Origin of the sequence: Streptomyces sp. NRRL F-5123, assembly GCF_000721495.1 — a bacterium.
GTDB lineage: Bacteria > Actinomycetota > Actinomycetes > Streptomycetales > Streptomycetaceae > Actinacidiphila.
In genome coordinates this window covers 89,833-104,550 of the sequence record NZ_JOHY01000010.1, presented here as the reverse complement: position 1 = coordinate 104,550, position 14,718 = coordinate 89,833, and the positions used below count along the sequence as shown (strand labels likewise).

Sequence of the window (14,718 nt, the reverse complement as noted above, 5' to 3'; positions counted from 1 at the left end):
TCGTAAAGGACCACCACTGTGCGGATCCCAGTACCCGACCAGCCTTCAGGACATCTGACGGACGCGTGGCGCTTCTGCGTCGGGACCGGCCGGTTCGACCTCGCCCTGCGGCGCGACTACCAGGACTCGCTCGCCCTCGTCCAGCAGGACATCGGCTTCCGGCACATCAGGGGCCACGGCCTGCTGAGCGACCAGACCGGCGTGCACCGCCCGTACGAGCACGCCGGGGCACGGCACGTGCGGCACTCCTTCAGCTACGTCGACCAGGTCGTCGACGCCTATCTCGACCTCGGCATCAAGCCCTTCGTCGAACTCGGCTTCATGCCGGGCGAGCTGGCGTCCGGCGAGCAGACGGTCTTCTGGTGGAAGGGCAACGTCACCCCGCCGCGCGACTGGCGCGAGTGGGCGGACCTGGTACGCGGCACGGTCGCGCACCTCGTCGACCGCTACGGCCTCGACGAGGTGCGCACCTGGCCCATCGAGGTGTGGAACGAGCCCAACCTCCCCGACTTCTGGGAAGGCGCCGACCAGGACGCCTACCACCGCCTCTACGAGGTCAGCGCCGCGGCGGTCAAGGAGGTGGACGCCGGGCTCCAGGTCGGCGGGCCCTCGCTGGCGCCCGGCTACCAGCCGCACTGGATGACCGGCTTCGCCGAATTCGTCGAAGCCAGCGGCGCCCCCTGCGACTTCGTCAGCCGGCACGCCTACTCCACCGGTCCCGCGCAGCACGTCCCCTTCGGGGTGCACCAGACGCTCGGGCCCGCCTCGGCGCTGCTGGAGCAGTTCGCGGCGCCGCGCGAGCAGCTCGCGGGCAGCAAGCTCGCCGGACTGCCCGTGCACATCACGGAGTTCAACTCCTCCTACCGCCCCGACAACCCGGTGCACGACACCGCGCTGCACGCCGCGTACCTCGCGCCCGTGCTGGCGGCCGGCGGCGACCTGGTGGACTCCTTCTCCTACTGGACCTTCAGCGACATGTTCGAGGAGGTCGGCATCCCCACCGCCCTCTTCCACGGCGGGTTCGGGCTGCTCACCCACCGGCAGATCAAGAAGCCCACCTACCACCTGTACGCCTTCATGGCCCGGATGGGCGGCGACGTCCTCGCGCGCGGCGCCGACCACCTCGTCACCCGGCACGCCGACGGTCGGGTCACCGTCCTGGCCTGGGCGCCCGTGGACCACACCGGCACCGGCGAGGTCGTCGACGGCCACACCGTACGGCTGTCGGTCCCGGTCGGCGGCCCCGGCAACGCCACGGTCTACGCGCACCGCTCCTCGGTCTCCGAGGACGCCGGCAACGCGTGGGCCGCGTGGGCCGAGATGGGCCGCCCCCTGTCGCCCGACCGCCGGCAACTGGCGGCTTTGCGGGAGGCCGCCGAGCCGTCCCGCATCCACCGCAGCCTGCCCGTTGCCGGCGGGAGGGTCGAGGTCGACCTCGTCCTGGCCCGCCACGAGGTCACCCTGCTGGAGCTGACCCCGGTCACCGACCGCACCCCGCAGTGGTGGGACGAGCGCCGGCTCCTCGGCCTCGACCCCGCCTCGGCCCCGGAGGGGAGCCCGGCATGAGCGCCGCGTCCGACGTCGCAGGAGGCCACGCATGAGCGCCGCGTCCGCAGCCCGCAAGGAGTTCGGCGAGGGCCCGCTCGCCCGCGCCGCAGCCCTCGTCTACAGCCTGCTGGTGGTCGAGGTGCTGCTGCTCGTCGCGGTGGCCCCCGGGCTGGTGGTGCTCGGGCTGCTCGACCGCGACGCGAGCAACGTGCCGCTGGCCGCGCTGTGCGCGCTGCCCGCGGGACCCGCGTGGTCCGCCGGGCTCTACGCGTGGCAGCGGCGCAGCCGCGACCTCACCGAACTGCACCCGGCGCGCGCCTTCCGGCGCGGCTACCGCGCCAACGCGGTGGACGCGCTCAAGGTGTTCACCCCCTGGCTGGTCGCGATGGCGCTCGTCGCGACCGTCCTCACCCACCGGGACGCGGCGGGCGTGCCGGGCTGGTGGACCGGGCTGCTCGCCGCATTCGCGGCCGTCTCCGCGCTGTGGATGGTCAACGCCATGGTCATCAGCGCACTGTTCAGCTTCCGCACCCGCGACACCGCGCGGCTGGCCGCGTTCTTCCTGGTGCGCGGCTTCAAGGCGACGCTCGGCAACCTGTGCGTGCTGGCCGCCGCCTTCGCCGTGACCCTGGCAGGTGCGCAGCTGCTGCCCTTCCTGCTCGCGTCCGTCATCGCCGCCGTGACGCTCACCAACAGCCGGCCGATGATCGACCGGATCCGCGAGGAATTCACCGCATGAGCCTGCCCGTCACGCCCAGCACCCCCTTCGGCGGGGACTACAACCCCGAGCAGTGGCCGGAGCACGTGTGGAAGGACGACTACCGGCTCTTCGACGCCGCTCGCATCGACACCGTCACCCTCGGCGTCTTCGTCTGGGCCAAGACCCAACCGGCCGAGGACACCTACGACTTCACCGTGCTGGACCGGGCGGTGGACGAGGCCGAGGCGCAGGGCCGGCGGATCTGCCTGGCCACGGGGACGGGCGCGCACCCCGCGTGGCTCGCGCGCGCCTACCCCGAGGTGACCCGCACCGACTTCGAGGGCCGCAAGCACCGCTTCGGCCAGCGCCACAACTCCTGCCCCAGCGCCCCGGCCTTCCGCCGGCTGTCCGCCGGGCTGGCGGCGCGGGTCGCCGAGCGCTACGCCGGCCGCCCGTCGGTCATCGCCTGGCACATCGGCAACGAGTACGGCGGCGCCTGCTACTGCGACCTGTGCGCGGCGGGCTTCCGGGACTGGCTGCGCACGCGCTACGGGACGCTGGAGGCGCTCAACGCCGCCTGGTACACCGACTTCTGGTCGCACACCTTCTACGACTGGGACGAGATCGAGCCGCCGTCCGCGCTCACCGAGCACTGGCGCGGCCCCGACCACACCGCCTTCCAGGGCATCACCCTGGACTACCTGCGCTTCATGTCCGACGCGATGCTCGCCAACTTCCGCGACGAGAAGGACGCGATCCGCCGCTTCAGCCCCGACCTGCCCGTCACCACCAACTTCATGGGCATGTACCGGCCCATCGACTACCACCGCTGGGCGGAGCACCTGGACTTCGCGTCCTGGGACAACTACCCGCCGGAGAACACCACTCCGGCGTGGATGGGCCTGAGCCACGACCTGATGCGCGGCCTCAAGGGCGGCCAGCCGTTCTGGCTCATGGAGCAGGCCCCGACCACGACCGCGTGCCGCGACGTCAACCCCGTCAAGCGGCCCGGCGTCATGCGGCTGTGGAGCTGGCAGGCGATCGCGCACGGCGCCGACGCCGTCCTCTACTTCCAGATGCGGGCCTCGCGCGGCGCGAGCGAGAAGCTCTTCGGCGCGGTCATCAACCACGCGGGCCGCGACGACACCCGGGTCTTCCGCGAGGTGGCCGCGCTCGGCGCCGAGCTGGCGGACTTCGGTCCCGTCGCGCTGGGCGCGCGCACCCCGGCGAGGGTCGCGCTGCTCTTCGACTGGGACAGCTGGTGGACGCTGGAGATCTCCGACGGCCCCAACCGCCATGTCCGCTACCCGCAGGTCGTGCTGGCCTACTACCGCGCACTGTGGGAGGCGGGCGTCGACGTCGACGTGGTCCCCGTGACCGCCGGACTCGACGGCTACGACGTGGTCGTGGCCCCCGCCCTGCACATGGTCAAGGGCGACCTGGCCCAGCGCCTCGAAGCCGTCGCCCGGCGCGGCGGCTCGGTGCTGGCGAGCTACCTGTCCGGCCGGGTCGACGAGAGCGACAACGCCTTCCTCGCCGACGTGCCGGGCCCGCTCGCCCCGCTCATGGGCATCCGCATCGACGAATGGGACGCCCGCGAGCCGGAGTTCACCAACCCGGTGCTGCTCGGCTCCGGCCCGGACGCCGTGGAGTCCGCGGCCCGGCTGGTCTTCGAGCTGGTCATCCCGCAGGGCGCCGACGCGGTCGGCAGCTACCAGGCCGACTTCTACGCGGGCACCCCCGCCGTGACCCGCAACACCTTCGGGTCCGGGCACGGCTGGTACGTCGCCGCCGGACTCGACCAGCCGGGCGTCGACTGGGTCGTCCGCCAGGTGCTGGACACCGCCGGGGTCGCCACCCGCCACCCCGGCCTGCCCCACCTGGAGACCGCCGCCCGGGTGGCCCCCGACGGCACCCGGCTGCTCTTCCTGCTCAACCACTCCGACCAGCCGGTCACCGCACCGGCCGCCGTCGGAGGTACGGATCTGCTGACCGGCGACACGTTCGCCGCGGGCGGGCAGGTCACCCTGGACGGCCACGGAGTGCGGGTGCTGCGCGAGCACTAACTCCTCGCGCTCCGTGGCCTCTTGACGCCGCCGCCCCCACCTGCCGGGGACGGCGGCGTCCGGCTTCCCCGGCTCGGGGGCCTACGGGACGCGTCGGCTCACGGGATGGCGCGGCCGTGCGCGTCCGGGACCCCGGACTTGCGCAGGAAGTACGCGTTGATCTGGTCGCGCCACTCCCCGGCGCACCGCACCTGCTCGTCCAGCCGCTCCAGCACCCGGGCGTACAGAGCCGCGTCGACCAGGCCCGTACCCTCCAGCTCCGTCCACCGCTCGCGCATCGCCGCGGCCTCGTCGGCGCCCGCGAAGTGCGTGTCGTAGATGTGCTGGACGACGGTCGAACCGCTGTGCAGCACATGCCCGTACGGCACATGGTGGAAGAAGAGCAGCAGCTCGTCCGGGCAGCTCGCGAGGTCCTCGTAGACGTCCGACCAGGGCTGCGGGTACTGCCCGGTGTAGCCGGTGCCGGTCGCGCGGGTGCGGTCCACGCCGATGCCGTCGCGGTCGGCGAAGTGGTAGGTGCCCCACGGCTGGTACTCGTAGCCGTCGACGTCGGGCCCGTAGTGGTTGCCGGGCCGGACCATGAAGCCGACGCCGAGCGGCGCGGTGTAGCGCTCGTACGTCCGCCACGAGCCGTCCATCAGCGCGTGGAGGGTGCGGCGCAGCGGCTCCGGGTCGCGGTCGCGGGACAGCAGCGGCAGGAACGTCAGCCCGATCCACTCGTCCAGCAGCGCCGGCGGGTCCGCGCCCGGTTCCCACGCGAGGCGGCCGAACGCGTAGAGGTTGGCCTGCGCGAGCGGGTGCCCCGTCCAGTACGGGTCGTCGCCGACGTTGGAGACGGCCACGAGTCCGCCGCCGGTCGCCGGGTCCGCGGCGAGGTCCGCGACGGACCGGCCCGCGTCGCCCCACGGCCGGAACCCCAGCACCTCGCTCCACATCGGGCCGAGGTAGCACACGTGCCGCTGCTGCCCGGTGTACTCCTGCGTGACCTGCAGCTCCACCGCGAGCCTGGTGCGCGGCATCGCCGCGATCACCGGCGAGACCGGCTCGCGGGTCTGGAAGTCGATCGGCCCGTGTTTGACCTGGAGCACCACGTTGTCCGCGAACTGCCCGTCCTGCGGGGCGAAGTGGTCGTACGCGGCGCGCGCCCGGTCGGTCGAGCGGTCGCGCCAGTCCTGCTGGTGGTTGTAGACGAACGCCCGCCAGTGCACCTCTCCGCCGTGCGGCGCGAGGGCCGCGGCCAGCATGTTCGCGCCGTCCGCGTGCGTGCGGCCGTAGGCGAACGGGCCCGGCTGCCCCTCGGAGTCGGCCTTGACGACGAAGCCGCCGAAGTCCGGGACGGCCTCGTAGACGCGGTCGGCCGCGGCGGCCCACCACTTCCTGACCGCGTCGTCCAGCGGATCGGCGGTCGTGAGGTCGCCGAGGACGACGGGCGCGGCGAAATTCACCGAGAGGTGCAGCCGGATCCCGTACGGCCGGAAGACGTCCGCCAACTCGGCGACGTCGGCGAGCCGTTCGGTGAGCAACCGGGTCTCGGCGGCGTGCACGTTGACGTTGTTGACGGCGACGGCGTTGATCCCGGTGGCCGCCAGCAGCCGTGCGTACGCCCGCACCCGCGGGAAGTCGCGCAGCGGCTCGCCGTCCCGCCAGAAGATCGACCCCCCCGAATACCCGCGCTCGACCGCGCCCATGACCGGGTGGACGGTGAGGTTGTCCCAGTGGTCGAGCATGCGCGTGCGCAGCGCGGGCCGGTGCGCCGCCGCCGCGAAGTCGTCACCGAAGGCCCCCTCCCCGAGCCGGACGACATGGAAGAAGCCGTGCAGCAGCCCCGCCGCCTCCTCGGCCGCGACCCGGGTGACCCCGTCCCGCCGCTCCAGCACGTACCCCTCGGGGCCGGCGCTCCCCCCGAGCTCGAACACCAGGTCGTACGGCCCGCCGCCCCCGGCCCGCCCCCCGTACTCCCCGCAGGCCCGCTCCACCTCGGCCCGCACGGTGTCGGCCACCCCGCCGGCGGCGTCCACCAGCACCCGCCGCGTCCCGACCGCCCGGAACGCCTCCGGCGGCAACCAGGCCGCATGCACGTCGGTCGTCATGTCCATCGTCACGGAATTTCCCGTCTCGTTTGCCTGCCGGTGCGCATGCGCGCTTCCGCACATCCCGCGCCGGGCTCACCCGACGAATCTACTCACTGCGAATTCGCGGGTAAATGCCCTGGTGGGAGGATGTGCGAGATATTCGGCGGGCCGAAATGTTTCGAAGCGGAGAGTGAGCGGGCGGGTGGATTGCGGAATCCCCCGCTCATGTGATGGCGGGGGGTATCGGGATGATTTCCGTGCGCGGAATTCGGCCACCCTCCGCGAGCGTCGGGGTGACCCCGTGCCCTGTCCCGGGGCCGCCGCAGTCGCACCGGAGCCGGCCGAAGCGGCACGGAGTCGACCGCCTCAGGGTCTGTGCCACGGAATCGTGTGGCGATCTCCTCCCTGCCATATAGCATGGATGGTATGGATAGTGGGCGATACTCGATCGAGGTCGAGCCGGAAGTGCGGTTGTGGCTGGAGAACATCCCAGCCCAGCACTACAAGCAGGCGGAACGCGTCGCCGACCTGCTCGCCGGGCAGCCCACCACGCTTGATGAACCACACTCCCGCCACCTGGGCGGCAAGCTCCGCGAGTTGCGTTTCCGCCTCGGCGACGCACACCAGCGCATCACCTACTGGCTGGCGCCCGATCGACGCGTTGTACTGCTCACGACGTTCCGCAAGACCAAGTTGCGCGAGCAGGCCGAAGTGGACCGGGCGCACGCCGCTCAACGACTGTGCGAAGCAGAGCACCAGGCGGCCGCCGAACACGACCTCTACAGCCGTGATCTCAAGGAGGACCGATGAACCACAGCGAATGGAGGACCCGCCGCCACCGGCTGCTGAGCGGCGAACACCTGGACGCCGACCCCGAGTACGACCGCGTCTACGAAGAAGCCGGCCTGGCCATGACGCTGGGCAAGGCCGTCTACGACCGGCGCCGGCAACTTGGGCTGAGTGAGGCTGATCTGGCCGAACGGATGCACACCACCACCGACGAGATCGAAGGCATCGAGACCGCCACCGAACTGCCGCCCATCGCCGTCATCATGCGCCTGGCCCGGGCCTTGGATCTCACCGTCGACATGCACCTTGCTGCCGGGGACAAGCCCACCGTCACCATCGTCTCACCGGCCGCTTGAGTCGAGCAGGAGCCATGCACGGCGCCCCCATGGCATTTGCCCGGGAGCTGGGCCGACTCGTTCGCGACCGGCGCGCGGAGCTCGGGCTTTCCCAGACGGAGCTGGCCGAGCGGTGCGGAATGAAACAGCCGCAGATCTCCCGCTTCGAAACAGGCGGCACGGTGCCCACCCTGCCGCTGCTGCGCCGCCTGGCCCGCGCCCTCGACTCCGACCTGACCGTCAGCCTCACCCCGCACGACGGCGGCGGTCATCCTGGAGACTCCGACTCCCACTCCGACGACGACGTGATCGTCGGCAGTCATAGCGCTCGACCGTAGCGGGGAGGCGGCAGTCGGCGTCGCAGCGGAGCGAGCCGAGCGCGATCGGCAGGATTTTCCGCTTGCGCCTACGTTCCTTCGCCTGCGGCAGGTCTACAACTCCACCTCGGTGGTCCGGTAGGCGGCGTCCAGCACATCGCCCGAGGCGAGGACCTCCCGCGAAGCGGAGATCACGTCCTTCACGGTGTCGATGCCGCGCCAGTAGCCCGAGACGCGGAAGCCGATCAGGCGGCCGTCGCGGGCCAGTTCGGGGAAGGTCGTGTCCTCGTGGTCGCCCTTGGCAGGGAGCAGGTCGACGACGTCGGGGTTGAAGACGTACACCCCGGCGTTGATCCAGTACGGCAGTTCCGGCGACTGGGTGAAGCCCTTGATGCGGTTGCCGTCGACGAGGTCGGCGACTCCCCAGTTGGAGCGGTACGGGGACAGGGCGACCGTCACGGCGCCCGCGTTGGCGTGGTGGTACGCGGCGAAGTCGGCGAGCGAGAAGCGGCTGATGACGTCGCCGTTCAGGACGTAGAACGGGCTGCCGGGGTCGGCCAGTTGGCGGGCGGCGAACTTCAGTCCGCCGCCGCGGCCGAGCGGTTCATCCTCGACGGCGTATTGGACGTCGAGGCCGAAGCGCGAGCCGTCGCCCACGTAGTCGGTGATCATCTCGTGCCGGTAACCGCCGCTGATCACCACCGACCGCACTCCGTGCGCCGCGAGCCACACCAGCTGGTACCCCACGATCGGAGCCCCGGCGACCGGCACCATGGCCTTGGGGGCGTCGTCGGTGTACGGCCGCATCCGGGTGGCCTGCCCACCCGCCAGGATCAAGGCCTGCGACACGTCTGCTGCGGTCATCCCCGCGCTCCCTCGGTTCCGTGGGTGCCGGTGCGGCACCGGGCGGGAGCACATCCTTCCAGCCTCGGGGTCCGTTCACGCGTCACGTACCTCCGCCGGGCGACGTTCATGACGGCTCCCGGGAGTGGGCTACTCCTCCCAGCATGCGCTCGGACGGCGGTCGGGCGCATGCTGGGAGGAGGCGGCGGCCGCTCCCGCCCACCGCGTCGTGCGCGTACGGCACCGCGGGGCCGCCGTGAGAACCGGGCCTTCCGGCGGAAGGGAGCAGGCCATGCCGGCCCTGCACATGCAGCTGAAATCCTCCATGAGCCCGCCCGAGGTGATGGGGGTGCTGACCGACTTCAGCCCCGCGCGGATCGAGGAGTGGCCGTCGATCGACGCCGACCACTTCGAGGTGCACGAGCGGGGGGACACCTGGGCGGAGGTGACCGAGGGGAACGAGAAGTCGTTCGAGCGGGCCCGCTACGAGTGGGACCCGGCGGCGAACAAGGTCACCGTCACCACCCGCGAGTCGAAGCCGTTCGGGCCGGGCGGCTGGGTCTTCCAGCTCACCCCCGAGGACGACGGCACGCGTATCGACGTCGAACTCCAGCGGCACCCCACCAAGTTCACCGCCAAGGTGCTGTCCACGATCATCCCCTTCGCCGGACCGGTGTTCCGCAAGTCCTTCAGGGAACCGCTCAAGACGACGTAGCCGACGTCAGCCGATCGTCACCACGCGGGCCCAGTCGGGCGGGGCGTCCGGGCGGTATTCGGGGTTGTCCTCGTTGATGCGGGGCGGGCGGCGGAAGAGGCCGATCACGGAGCGGCAGGGCGGGGCGTGGGAGGGCCAGGGGGTCTGGCCGTCGGTGAGGGCCACGATGACGTCGGGGGAGGGGCGGGAGCGCAGGGCGCGGTGGAAGCCCTCGCGCAGGTCCGTGCCGCCGCCGCCGATGAGCGCGATGTCGTGGGCGGCGGTGAGCGGGCGTACCGCGTCGGCCGCCGCGTCGCACGCGAGGACGCCCACCAGGTCGCGTCGGCCGCCCACCGCCGCGGAGATCGCGGCGATCTCCAGCAGCGCGCTGCCCAGTTCGGCGTCGCTCACCGACCCCGAGGTGTCCACGATCACGCACACCCGAGGGGGCGTGCGGCGCAGGCTCGGCAGCACCGCTCCCGGCACGCTCGACGAGCGCCGCCCCGGCCGCCCGTACGAGTAGTCCCCGCCCGTGCCGCCGCCCGCAGCCGCGGCCCGTACCGCCGCTCCCAGCAACTGCCGCCAGGGCTGCGGCGGATGGAAGGCCTCCTCGGCCCACCGCCGCCAGCCCTCCGGTACGTCCCCCGGGCGGCCCTTGATCCCCTCCGCGACCCGGAAGCGCACCGCGTCCCGCTCGTGCGGGCTCAACTTCCACGACCCGCCCGGCCCGAGGTCCCACGCCCGGCCGTGCCCGTCCAACGCGCTGCCGCAGTCGAGCCACTTGAACCGCTCGGTGAACGGCCCGAGCCGGATCTTCTCCAGGTACTCCTCCATCAGCAGGCCGTGCGGGATCCCGAACCTGTGCGCGGTGACAGCGCCCTTGGGGACGGGGAGGCCGTGGCCGAACGCGTCGTCGTTGATCTCGCAGTCCGCGGCGATGTTGCGGCGCAGCCGCTCGGCCGGGCCGTGCTCGTCGTGCTCGCGCGCGTACTTCTCGCCGCGGCCGAGGTGGTCGCGCAGCAGGTGCGACACCTCGTGCACCCACACCGACGCCAGCTCCTCGACGGGCGTCGAGGCGACGAAGGCGGGCGCGGCGTAGCAGCGCCAGTACGGGTCGACGGCCATCGTCGGGACGTGGCGCGAGGGCACGACGTGCAGCGCGAACAGCGCGCTGGCGAGGTACGGGCGGGCGCGGGCGGCGAGGAGGCGGGCCGCGTAGAGCTTGTCGAAGTCGAGGTCGGGCGGTACCTCGGCGGCCGGGGCGGGGGGCGCGGGCTGCTCGGTCGCGGGGGCGGAGGTGGCCTGCGGGTCGGACGCTTCTTGCGCGTCGGACGCGCCCGGGTTGAGGGCCTCGGGAGAGGGCGGGGTGGGCGCCGGGGCCGGGCGGCGCGGCATGAGGCGGGGCGTGGGGCGGGCGGTCGGGGCCGCCTGGGCTTCGGGGGCCGGGCCGGCGGGTGGGGTCACGGGCGCGGGGCGTGCCGGTGCGCGTCCCGGCGGGGGCTCCGGTGCGGGTACGGGCGGGGGCTCCGGGGGGCCGGGTACGGGTGCGGGATCGCCGGGTACGGGTGCGGGATCGCCGGGGGCGGGCGGCGGAGCGCCGGGTACGGGTGCGGGATCACCGGGCGCGGGTGCCGGAGCGCCCGGTACGGCTTCGGGCGGCGACCCCTGCATCGGGGGAGCGGTACGCGGGTTCGTACTCATCGGGCGGCACCCGCCTTCGCCGCCGTACGGGTCGCGGCCTCCGTGGCGTGGCGGGAGATCGTGACGGCCCCGGTGAGGCGGTCGATCGCCGCGGGGACGTCCCAGTCCTCGCGGCGCAGCCCCGCCAGGGCCTTCGCGGGCATCACGACCAGGTCGGGGGCGCCGGTGGCCAGGGCCTTGACCAGCACCGCCCACGCCGCGTCCCAGCGCGCACGCGTCGGGTGGGAGTGCACCGCCGCGACCACCGCGTCCAGCACCGCCTGGCGCAGGTCGCCACGTTCCGGAAGGTCCGCGGCGGCCGGGTCGGCGAGCAGCGTCTCGGGGTCGGGGAGGTCCATCCGGTCCATGGCGGCGAGGAGTTCGAGGCCGGGACCGTCGCCGACCGCACCCCGCGCCAGCAGGGCGAGCACTTCGCGGGGCGAGTCCGCGGCGGTCGCGAACGCGACGAGCCGGAGCGTCATCTCCCAACTGCGGGGCGAGGGCCACGCACCGCCCCGGCGCGTCTCCGAGGCCGGGAGCTGGTGGACGAGTTTGGGCCGCGCCTTGAGGAAGGCGCACACCGCGCGGCGCGCGAACGCCACGGCCTCCGCGAGGCGTCGGGGATCCAGCCGCGGCAGCGCGGCGCGCGGCCACACACCGCCGAGGCCGCGTACGACGACGTCGTGCTCGTGCGTCCACTGCAGGTGCACGAAGCGGTTCGCCAGCGGCGGGCTCAGCTCCCAGCCGTCGGCCGCGGACGAGCGCGGGTTGGCTGCCGCCACGATCCGTACGCCGGGCGGCAGTTGGAGCGCACCGATGCGGCGCTCCAGCACCAGTCGCAGCAGGGCCGCCTGCACGGCGGGCGGTGCGGTGGACAGCTCGTCCAGGAAGAGCAGGCCGCGTCCCGCGCGGACGAGCTTGACCGCCCAGTCGGGCGGGGCCATCGGCACCCCCTGCACCGCGGGGTCGTCCCCGACGACGGGCAGCCCGGCGAAGTCGGACGGCTCGTGCACGCTCGCGATCACCGTCGTGAGCGGGAGGTCGAGCGCGGCGGCGAGTTGGGTGAGCGCGGCGGTCTTCCCGATGCCGGGTTCTCCCCAGAGGAGGACGGGGAGGTCGGCGGCGACCGCGAGGGTGAGGGCGGACAACTGGTCGTTGGGACGCGGCTCCGTCTCGGTCGCGCTCAGCAGCGCGATGAGCTCTCCGGCGACGCCGAGCTGGTCCCCTCCGGGGAGGGTGGCGATGGGGCTGTCAACGGTCATAGGTCACCTTTGCGTTCGAGGTCGGAACGTCGGGCCTGGTCGGCCGGACGTGGTTGCGGCTGCGCCGCGGGCGCGTTCGGGGTGCGGCTGCGCCGCGGGGCGGGCCCTTCCCGCTGGCGCGGGGCGGCACCGTCCGGGCGGGGCTGTTGCGGTCGGGGCCGGAGTATCGGCCGGTGGGTGGTTGCCCGCGCGGTTCTCCCCCCGCAGCTCCGCCTGGGAGGTGCCCCACGCGCCCCTTCGGGTGCCGGCCCTGCGGAGGGCGGTGCCCATCAGGGGCGCGGGGAACTGCGCGAGCACCCCCCACGTGGTGCGGGTAGTCACCGGCCCGCAGGGGCGGTTCGGTTTCGTTCCGGACCACCGGCCGGTGGTGGGCCGGCCGTGTGGTTCTCCCCCGCAGCTCCGCCTGGGAGGTGCCCCACGCGCCCCTTCGGGTGCCGGCCCTGCGGAGGGCGGTGCCCATCAGGGGCGCGGGGAACTGCGCGAGCAACCACCCACGTGGTGCGGGTAGTCACCGGCCCGCAGGGGCGGTTCGGTTTCGTTCCGGACCACCGGCCGGTGGTGGGCCGACCGCGCGGTTCTCCCCCGCAGCTCCGCCTGGGAGGTGCCCCACGCGCCCCCGAAAACGCTGCCCCGTGGCAGCGGGAAGCGCGCACCCCGCGAGGCAGGACTCGGCGTCCTCCGCCGGGAGGCGGGTCAGCGGGCGGCTGCCTGCCGGGTGCGGGAGTGGAAGTCGGTGCGGCGGCGCCGCTCCTCGCGGGAGAAGGGGGGGAAGGCGCGGAGGCCGGGCGCGGGCCCGGGGTCGGCGAGGCCCGAGCGGAAGAGCCCGTGGTCCACCCGGCCACGGACCGCCGCTTCGAGCGCGTCCCGCAAACCCCCCTCGCGGAGGAGGGCGGACGGGCCGAGAAGGGCCTCGACCTCCGCGAGGGCGCCGCGGATGTCGCCGTGGGCGAGGCGGGCCCGGACGTCCGGGAGGTTCTCCGGACGCCGGTGAGCCTCGGCGACGGCCTGGAGGCACGGCAGCGGAGTGCCGCTCAGCTGGGCGAGCAGCTCCTCCCTGCGGACCTCGTCCCGGTCGTGGTCCAGCGCGGTGAGGACCCCGCCGACGAGGCCGATACGGTGCCGCGCCCCCCGGCACAGCACGTATCGCGGCGCCGCCGGACCCGGCGGTGAGCCCGGCGGCCCCGCCGCCCGCACCCGCCCGGGCGCGAGGGCGGCGGCGACCAGCGGGTGCAGCTCCTCCGGTGCCAGCAGGCCCGCGGTGAGGAGGGCGAGGTCGGGCGGCACCCACGTCGCGGCGTCCGGCAGCACCGGCAGCGCGCGCAGGTCGCCGTATCCGGCGGCAGCGGCGGGGCCGAGGCAGCCCCCGCATCCGGCGGCGCAACCGCCCTGCCCAGTCAGCGAATTGGCGCATCGGTACGCCCCCTCCGCGTACCGGGCGGCAACCCGCGGCGGGCCGCCCGCCGGGGACTCGACCTCCAGGACCAGCCGCCGCCCGCGCCCGAGCCGTACGACGACGGCCCCGCCGGAAGGCGAGCCCTCCGCGCGCAGCAGGGCGGCGGCTTCGCCGGCCCACCGCGAGGCGGCGGCCCAGCCGTCCGCACCGGCGGACCAACTCCCGTCCTCCGCACAGGACTCCGGTTCCTCCCGGGTCCGGTACCCGGCGGGCGTGCCGAAGCCCTCCGGGAGCCAGGCCGCGGCAGCGGGATCCGCCCCCTCCCGGGCCCTGTACCCGGCGGGCGGGAAGGCGGCGGAGGACCGCCGCCGTGCCGCCCCCGACCGCTCGCGCAGCTCGTGCGCCCGCTCCGCGTCCCACAGGTGGCGGTGCAGGTCGAGCCGGAAGCGGCGGTCGGGCCGCGGATGGGGATGCGCGCGGCTGCCGCCGGAAGCGGCGGCCTGCGCGGCCGTACGGGTCAGGTCGCGGGTCCCGTCCCACAGCGCGAGCTGCACGCGCTGGCGTGCGGCCGCCCGCGCGGGCGGGGTGCGGGCCACGAGATGGAGAGCCCCCTCCGCGGTGGCGTACCGCGCGAGCGCGAGGGTCACGCCGGGGCGGAGCAGCCCGTCGGGGGCGACCCTCGGCATGTGCCAGCGCAGCAAATCGGGCGCCAACCGCCGCAGGTCCAGGCGGACTTGACTGGCGAGTTCGCGGCCGTGCGTACGGGCGAGGGAGCGTGGGGTGAAGTCGACGTCGAAACCTGCGGCAGCGCAGGCCCCCGCCCAGTCGCCGGCGTGGCGGCGGACGGTCGCGGTGTCGATCAACGGGGGCGGCACGGCGTAACGCCGCACGTGCAGCCACAGGGAAAGCCGGGTCTCCGGATTCGCGGACCGAGCCGTGTGCTCAAAGGCCACCGGCTCGAAGGTCTGAGTGCCCATCAGCACTCACCTTGAGCGAATCGAGCCCCCATTCCGAAAACA

General features: G+C 73.8%; 12 protein-coding genes. 7 read left to right on the top strand and 5 right to left on the bottom strand.

Going from position 1 to position 14,718, the window contains the following annotated elements; genetic code table 11:
* Positions 1 to 18 precede the first annotated feature (18 nt).
* The 3 genes from IH54_RS0112530 to IH54_RS0112520 are packed head-to-tail and all read left to right on the top strand — an operon-like array spanning position 19 to position 4,314.
* Positions 19 to 1,566: a GH39 family glycosyl hydrolase gene (locus tag IH54_RS0112530; RefSeq protein WP_031515973.1), complete on the top strand. Its 1,548-nt coding sequence runs from the start codon at positions 19 to 21 to the stop codon at positions 1,564 to 1,566.
* Positions 1,567 to 1,597: 31 nt separating this feature from the next.
* A complete protein-coding gene (locus IH54_RS0112525; RefSeq protein WP_031515971.1) occupies positions 1,598 to 2,287 on the top strand; it encodes a hypothetical protein in 690 nt (229 codons plus the stop codon).
* Positions 2,284 to 4,314, top strand: coding sequence for a beta-galactosidase (locus IH54_RS0112520; protein ID WP_031515969.1), 2,031 nt, complete (start codon positions 2,284 to 2,286; stop codon positions 4,312 to 4,314). The genes IH54_RS0112525 and IH54_RS0112520 overlap by 4 nt, the downstream gene beginning before the upstream one ends.
* A gap of 98 nt (positions 4,315 to 4,412) precedes the next feature.
* Here IH54_RS0112520 and IH54_RS0112515 read toward each other — a convergent pair whose 3' ends face one another.
* Positions 4,413 to 6,410: an alpha-glucuronidase gene (locus tag IH54_RS0112515; RefSeq protein WP_031515967.1), complete on the bottom strand. Its 1,998-nt coding sequence runs from the start codon at positions 6,408 to 6,410 to the stop codon at positions 4,413 to 4,415.
* A gap of 402 nt (positions 6,411 to 6,812) precedes the next feature.
* Here IH54_RS0112515 and IH54_RS0112510 point away from each other — a divergent pair, with 402 nt between their 5' ends.
* From IH54_RS0112510 to IH54_RS43050, 3 genes are read left to right on the top strand one after another with little or no spacing between them, the layout of a single operon-like run.
* A complete protein-coding gene (locus IH54_RS0112510) occupies positions 6,813 to 7,196 on the top strand; it encodes a type II toxin-antitoxin system RelE/ParE family toxin (RefSeq protein ID WP_031515965.1) in 384 nt (127 codons plus the stop codon).
* Positions 7,193 to 7,531, top strand: a complete 339-nt coding sequence (locus IH54_RS0112505) for a helix-turn-helix domain-containing protein (protein WP_031515962.1) — start codon at positions 7,193 to 7,195, stop codon at positions 7,529 to 7,531. Before IH54_RS0112510 ends, IH54_RS0112505 begins: the two co-directional genes overlap by 4 nt.
* Positions 7,528 to 7,848: a helix-turn-helix domain-containing protein gene (locus IH54_RS43050; RefSeq protein ID WP_420711738.1), complete on the top strand. Its 321-nt coding sequence runs from the start codon at positions 7,528 to 7,530 to the stop codon at positions 7,846 to 7,848. The genes IH54_RS0112505 and IH54_RS43050 overlap by 4 nt, the downstream gene beginning before the upstream one ends.
* 93 nt (positions 7,849 to 7,941) lie before the next feature.
* Here the strand turns inward: IH54_RS43050 and IH54_RS0112495 are convergent, their stop codons facing one another.
* Complete coding sequence (locus IH54_RS0112495) at positions 7,942 to 8,691, bottom strand: nucleotidyltransferase family protein (protein ID WP_052397348.1); 750 nt, start codon at positions 8,689 to 8,691, stop codon at positions 7,942 to 7,944.
* A gap of 271 nt (positions 8,692 to 8,962) precedes the next feature.
* Here IH54_RS0112495 and IH54_RS0112490 point away from each other — a divergent pair, with 271 nt between their 5' ends.
* Positions 8,963 to 9,385, top strand: coding sequence for a hypothetical protein (locus IH54_RS0112490; protein ID WP_031515957.1), 423 nt, complete (start codon positions 8,963 to 8,965; stop codon positions 9,383 to 9,385).
* A gap of 6 nt (positions 9,386 to 9,391) precedes the next feature.
* Here IH54_RS0112490 and IH54_RS0112485 read toward each other — a convergent pair whose 3' ends face one another.
* From IH54_RS0112485 to IH54_RS46140, 3 genes are all read right to left on the bottom strand, one after another.
* The gene (locus IH54_RS0112485) at positions 9,392 to 10,759 is read right to left on the bottom strand and encodes a DUF2201 family putative metallopeptidase (protein ID WP_078862152.1); all 1,368 of its coding nucleotides are present in this window, start codon (positions 10,757 to 10,759) and stop codon (positions 9,392 to 9,394) included.
* Positions 10,760 to 11,061: 302 nt separating this feature from the next.
* Positions 11,062 to 12,306 (bottom strand): AAA family ATPase, encoded by a 1,245-nt coding sequence (locus tag IH54_RS0112480; protein ID WP_031515953.1) that lies wholly within the window; start codon positions 12,304 to 12,306, stop codon positions 11,062 to 11,064.
* Positions 12,307 to 12,999: 693 nt separating this feature from the next.
* The gene (locus tag IH54_RS46140; RefSeq protein ID WP_052397347.1) at positions 13,000 to 14,676 is read right to left on the bottom strand and encodes a hypothetical protein; all 1,677 of its coding nucleotides are present in this window, start codon (positions 14,674 to 14,676) and stop codon (positions 13,000 to 13,002) included.
* Positions 14,677 to 14,718 lie beyond the last annotated feature (42 nt).

Bases quoted from the DNA above. Each gene is read 5' to 3' on its own strand.
- IH54_RS0112525 (WP_031515971.1), top strand. From the start codon at position 1,598: ATGAGCGCCGCGTCCGCAGCCCGCAAGGAGTTCGGCGAGGGCCCGCTC.
- IH54_RS0112520 (WP_031515969.1), top strand. From the start codon at position 2,284: ATGAGCCTGCCCGTCACGCCCAGCACCCCCTTCGGCGGGGACTACAAC.
- IH54_RS0112515 (WP_031515967.1), bottom strand. From the start codon at position 6,410: ATGGACATGACGACCGACGTGCATGCGGCCTGGTTGCCGCCGGAGGCG.
- IH54_RS0112510 (WP_031515965.1), top strand. From the start codon at position 6,813: ATGGATAGTGGGCGATACTCGATCGAGGTCGAGCCGGAAGTGCGGTTG.
- IH54_RS0112505 (WP_031515962.1), top strand. From the start codon at position 7,193: ATGAACCACAGCGAATGGAGGACCCGCCGCCACCGGCTGCTGAGCGGC.
- IH54_RS0112495 (WP_052397348.1), bottom strand. From the start codon at position 8,691: ATGACCGCAGCAGACGTGTCGCAGGCCTTGATCCTGGCGGGTGGGCAG.
- IH54_RS0112490 (WP_031515957.1), top strand. From the start codon at position 8,963: ATGCCGGCCCTGCACATGCAGCTGAAATCCTCCATGAGCCCGCCCGAG.
- IH54_RS0112485 (WP_078862152.1), bottom strand. From the start codon at position 10,759: ATGCCGCGCCGCCCGGCCCCGGCGCCCACCCCGCCCTCTCCCGAGGCC.
- IH54_RS0112480 (WP_031515953.1), bottom strand. From the start codon at position 12,306: ATGACCGTTGACAGCCCCATCGCCACCCTCCCCGGAGGGGACCAGCTC.
- IH54_RS46140 (WP_052397347.1), bottom strand. From the start codon at position 14,676: ATGGGCACTCAGACCTTCGAGCCGGTGGCCTTTGAGCACACGGCTCGG.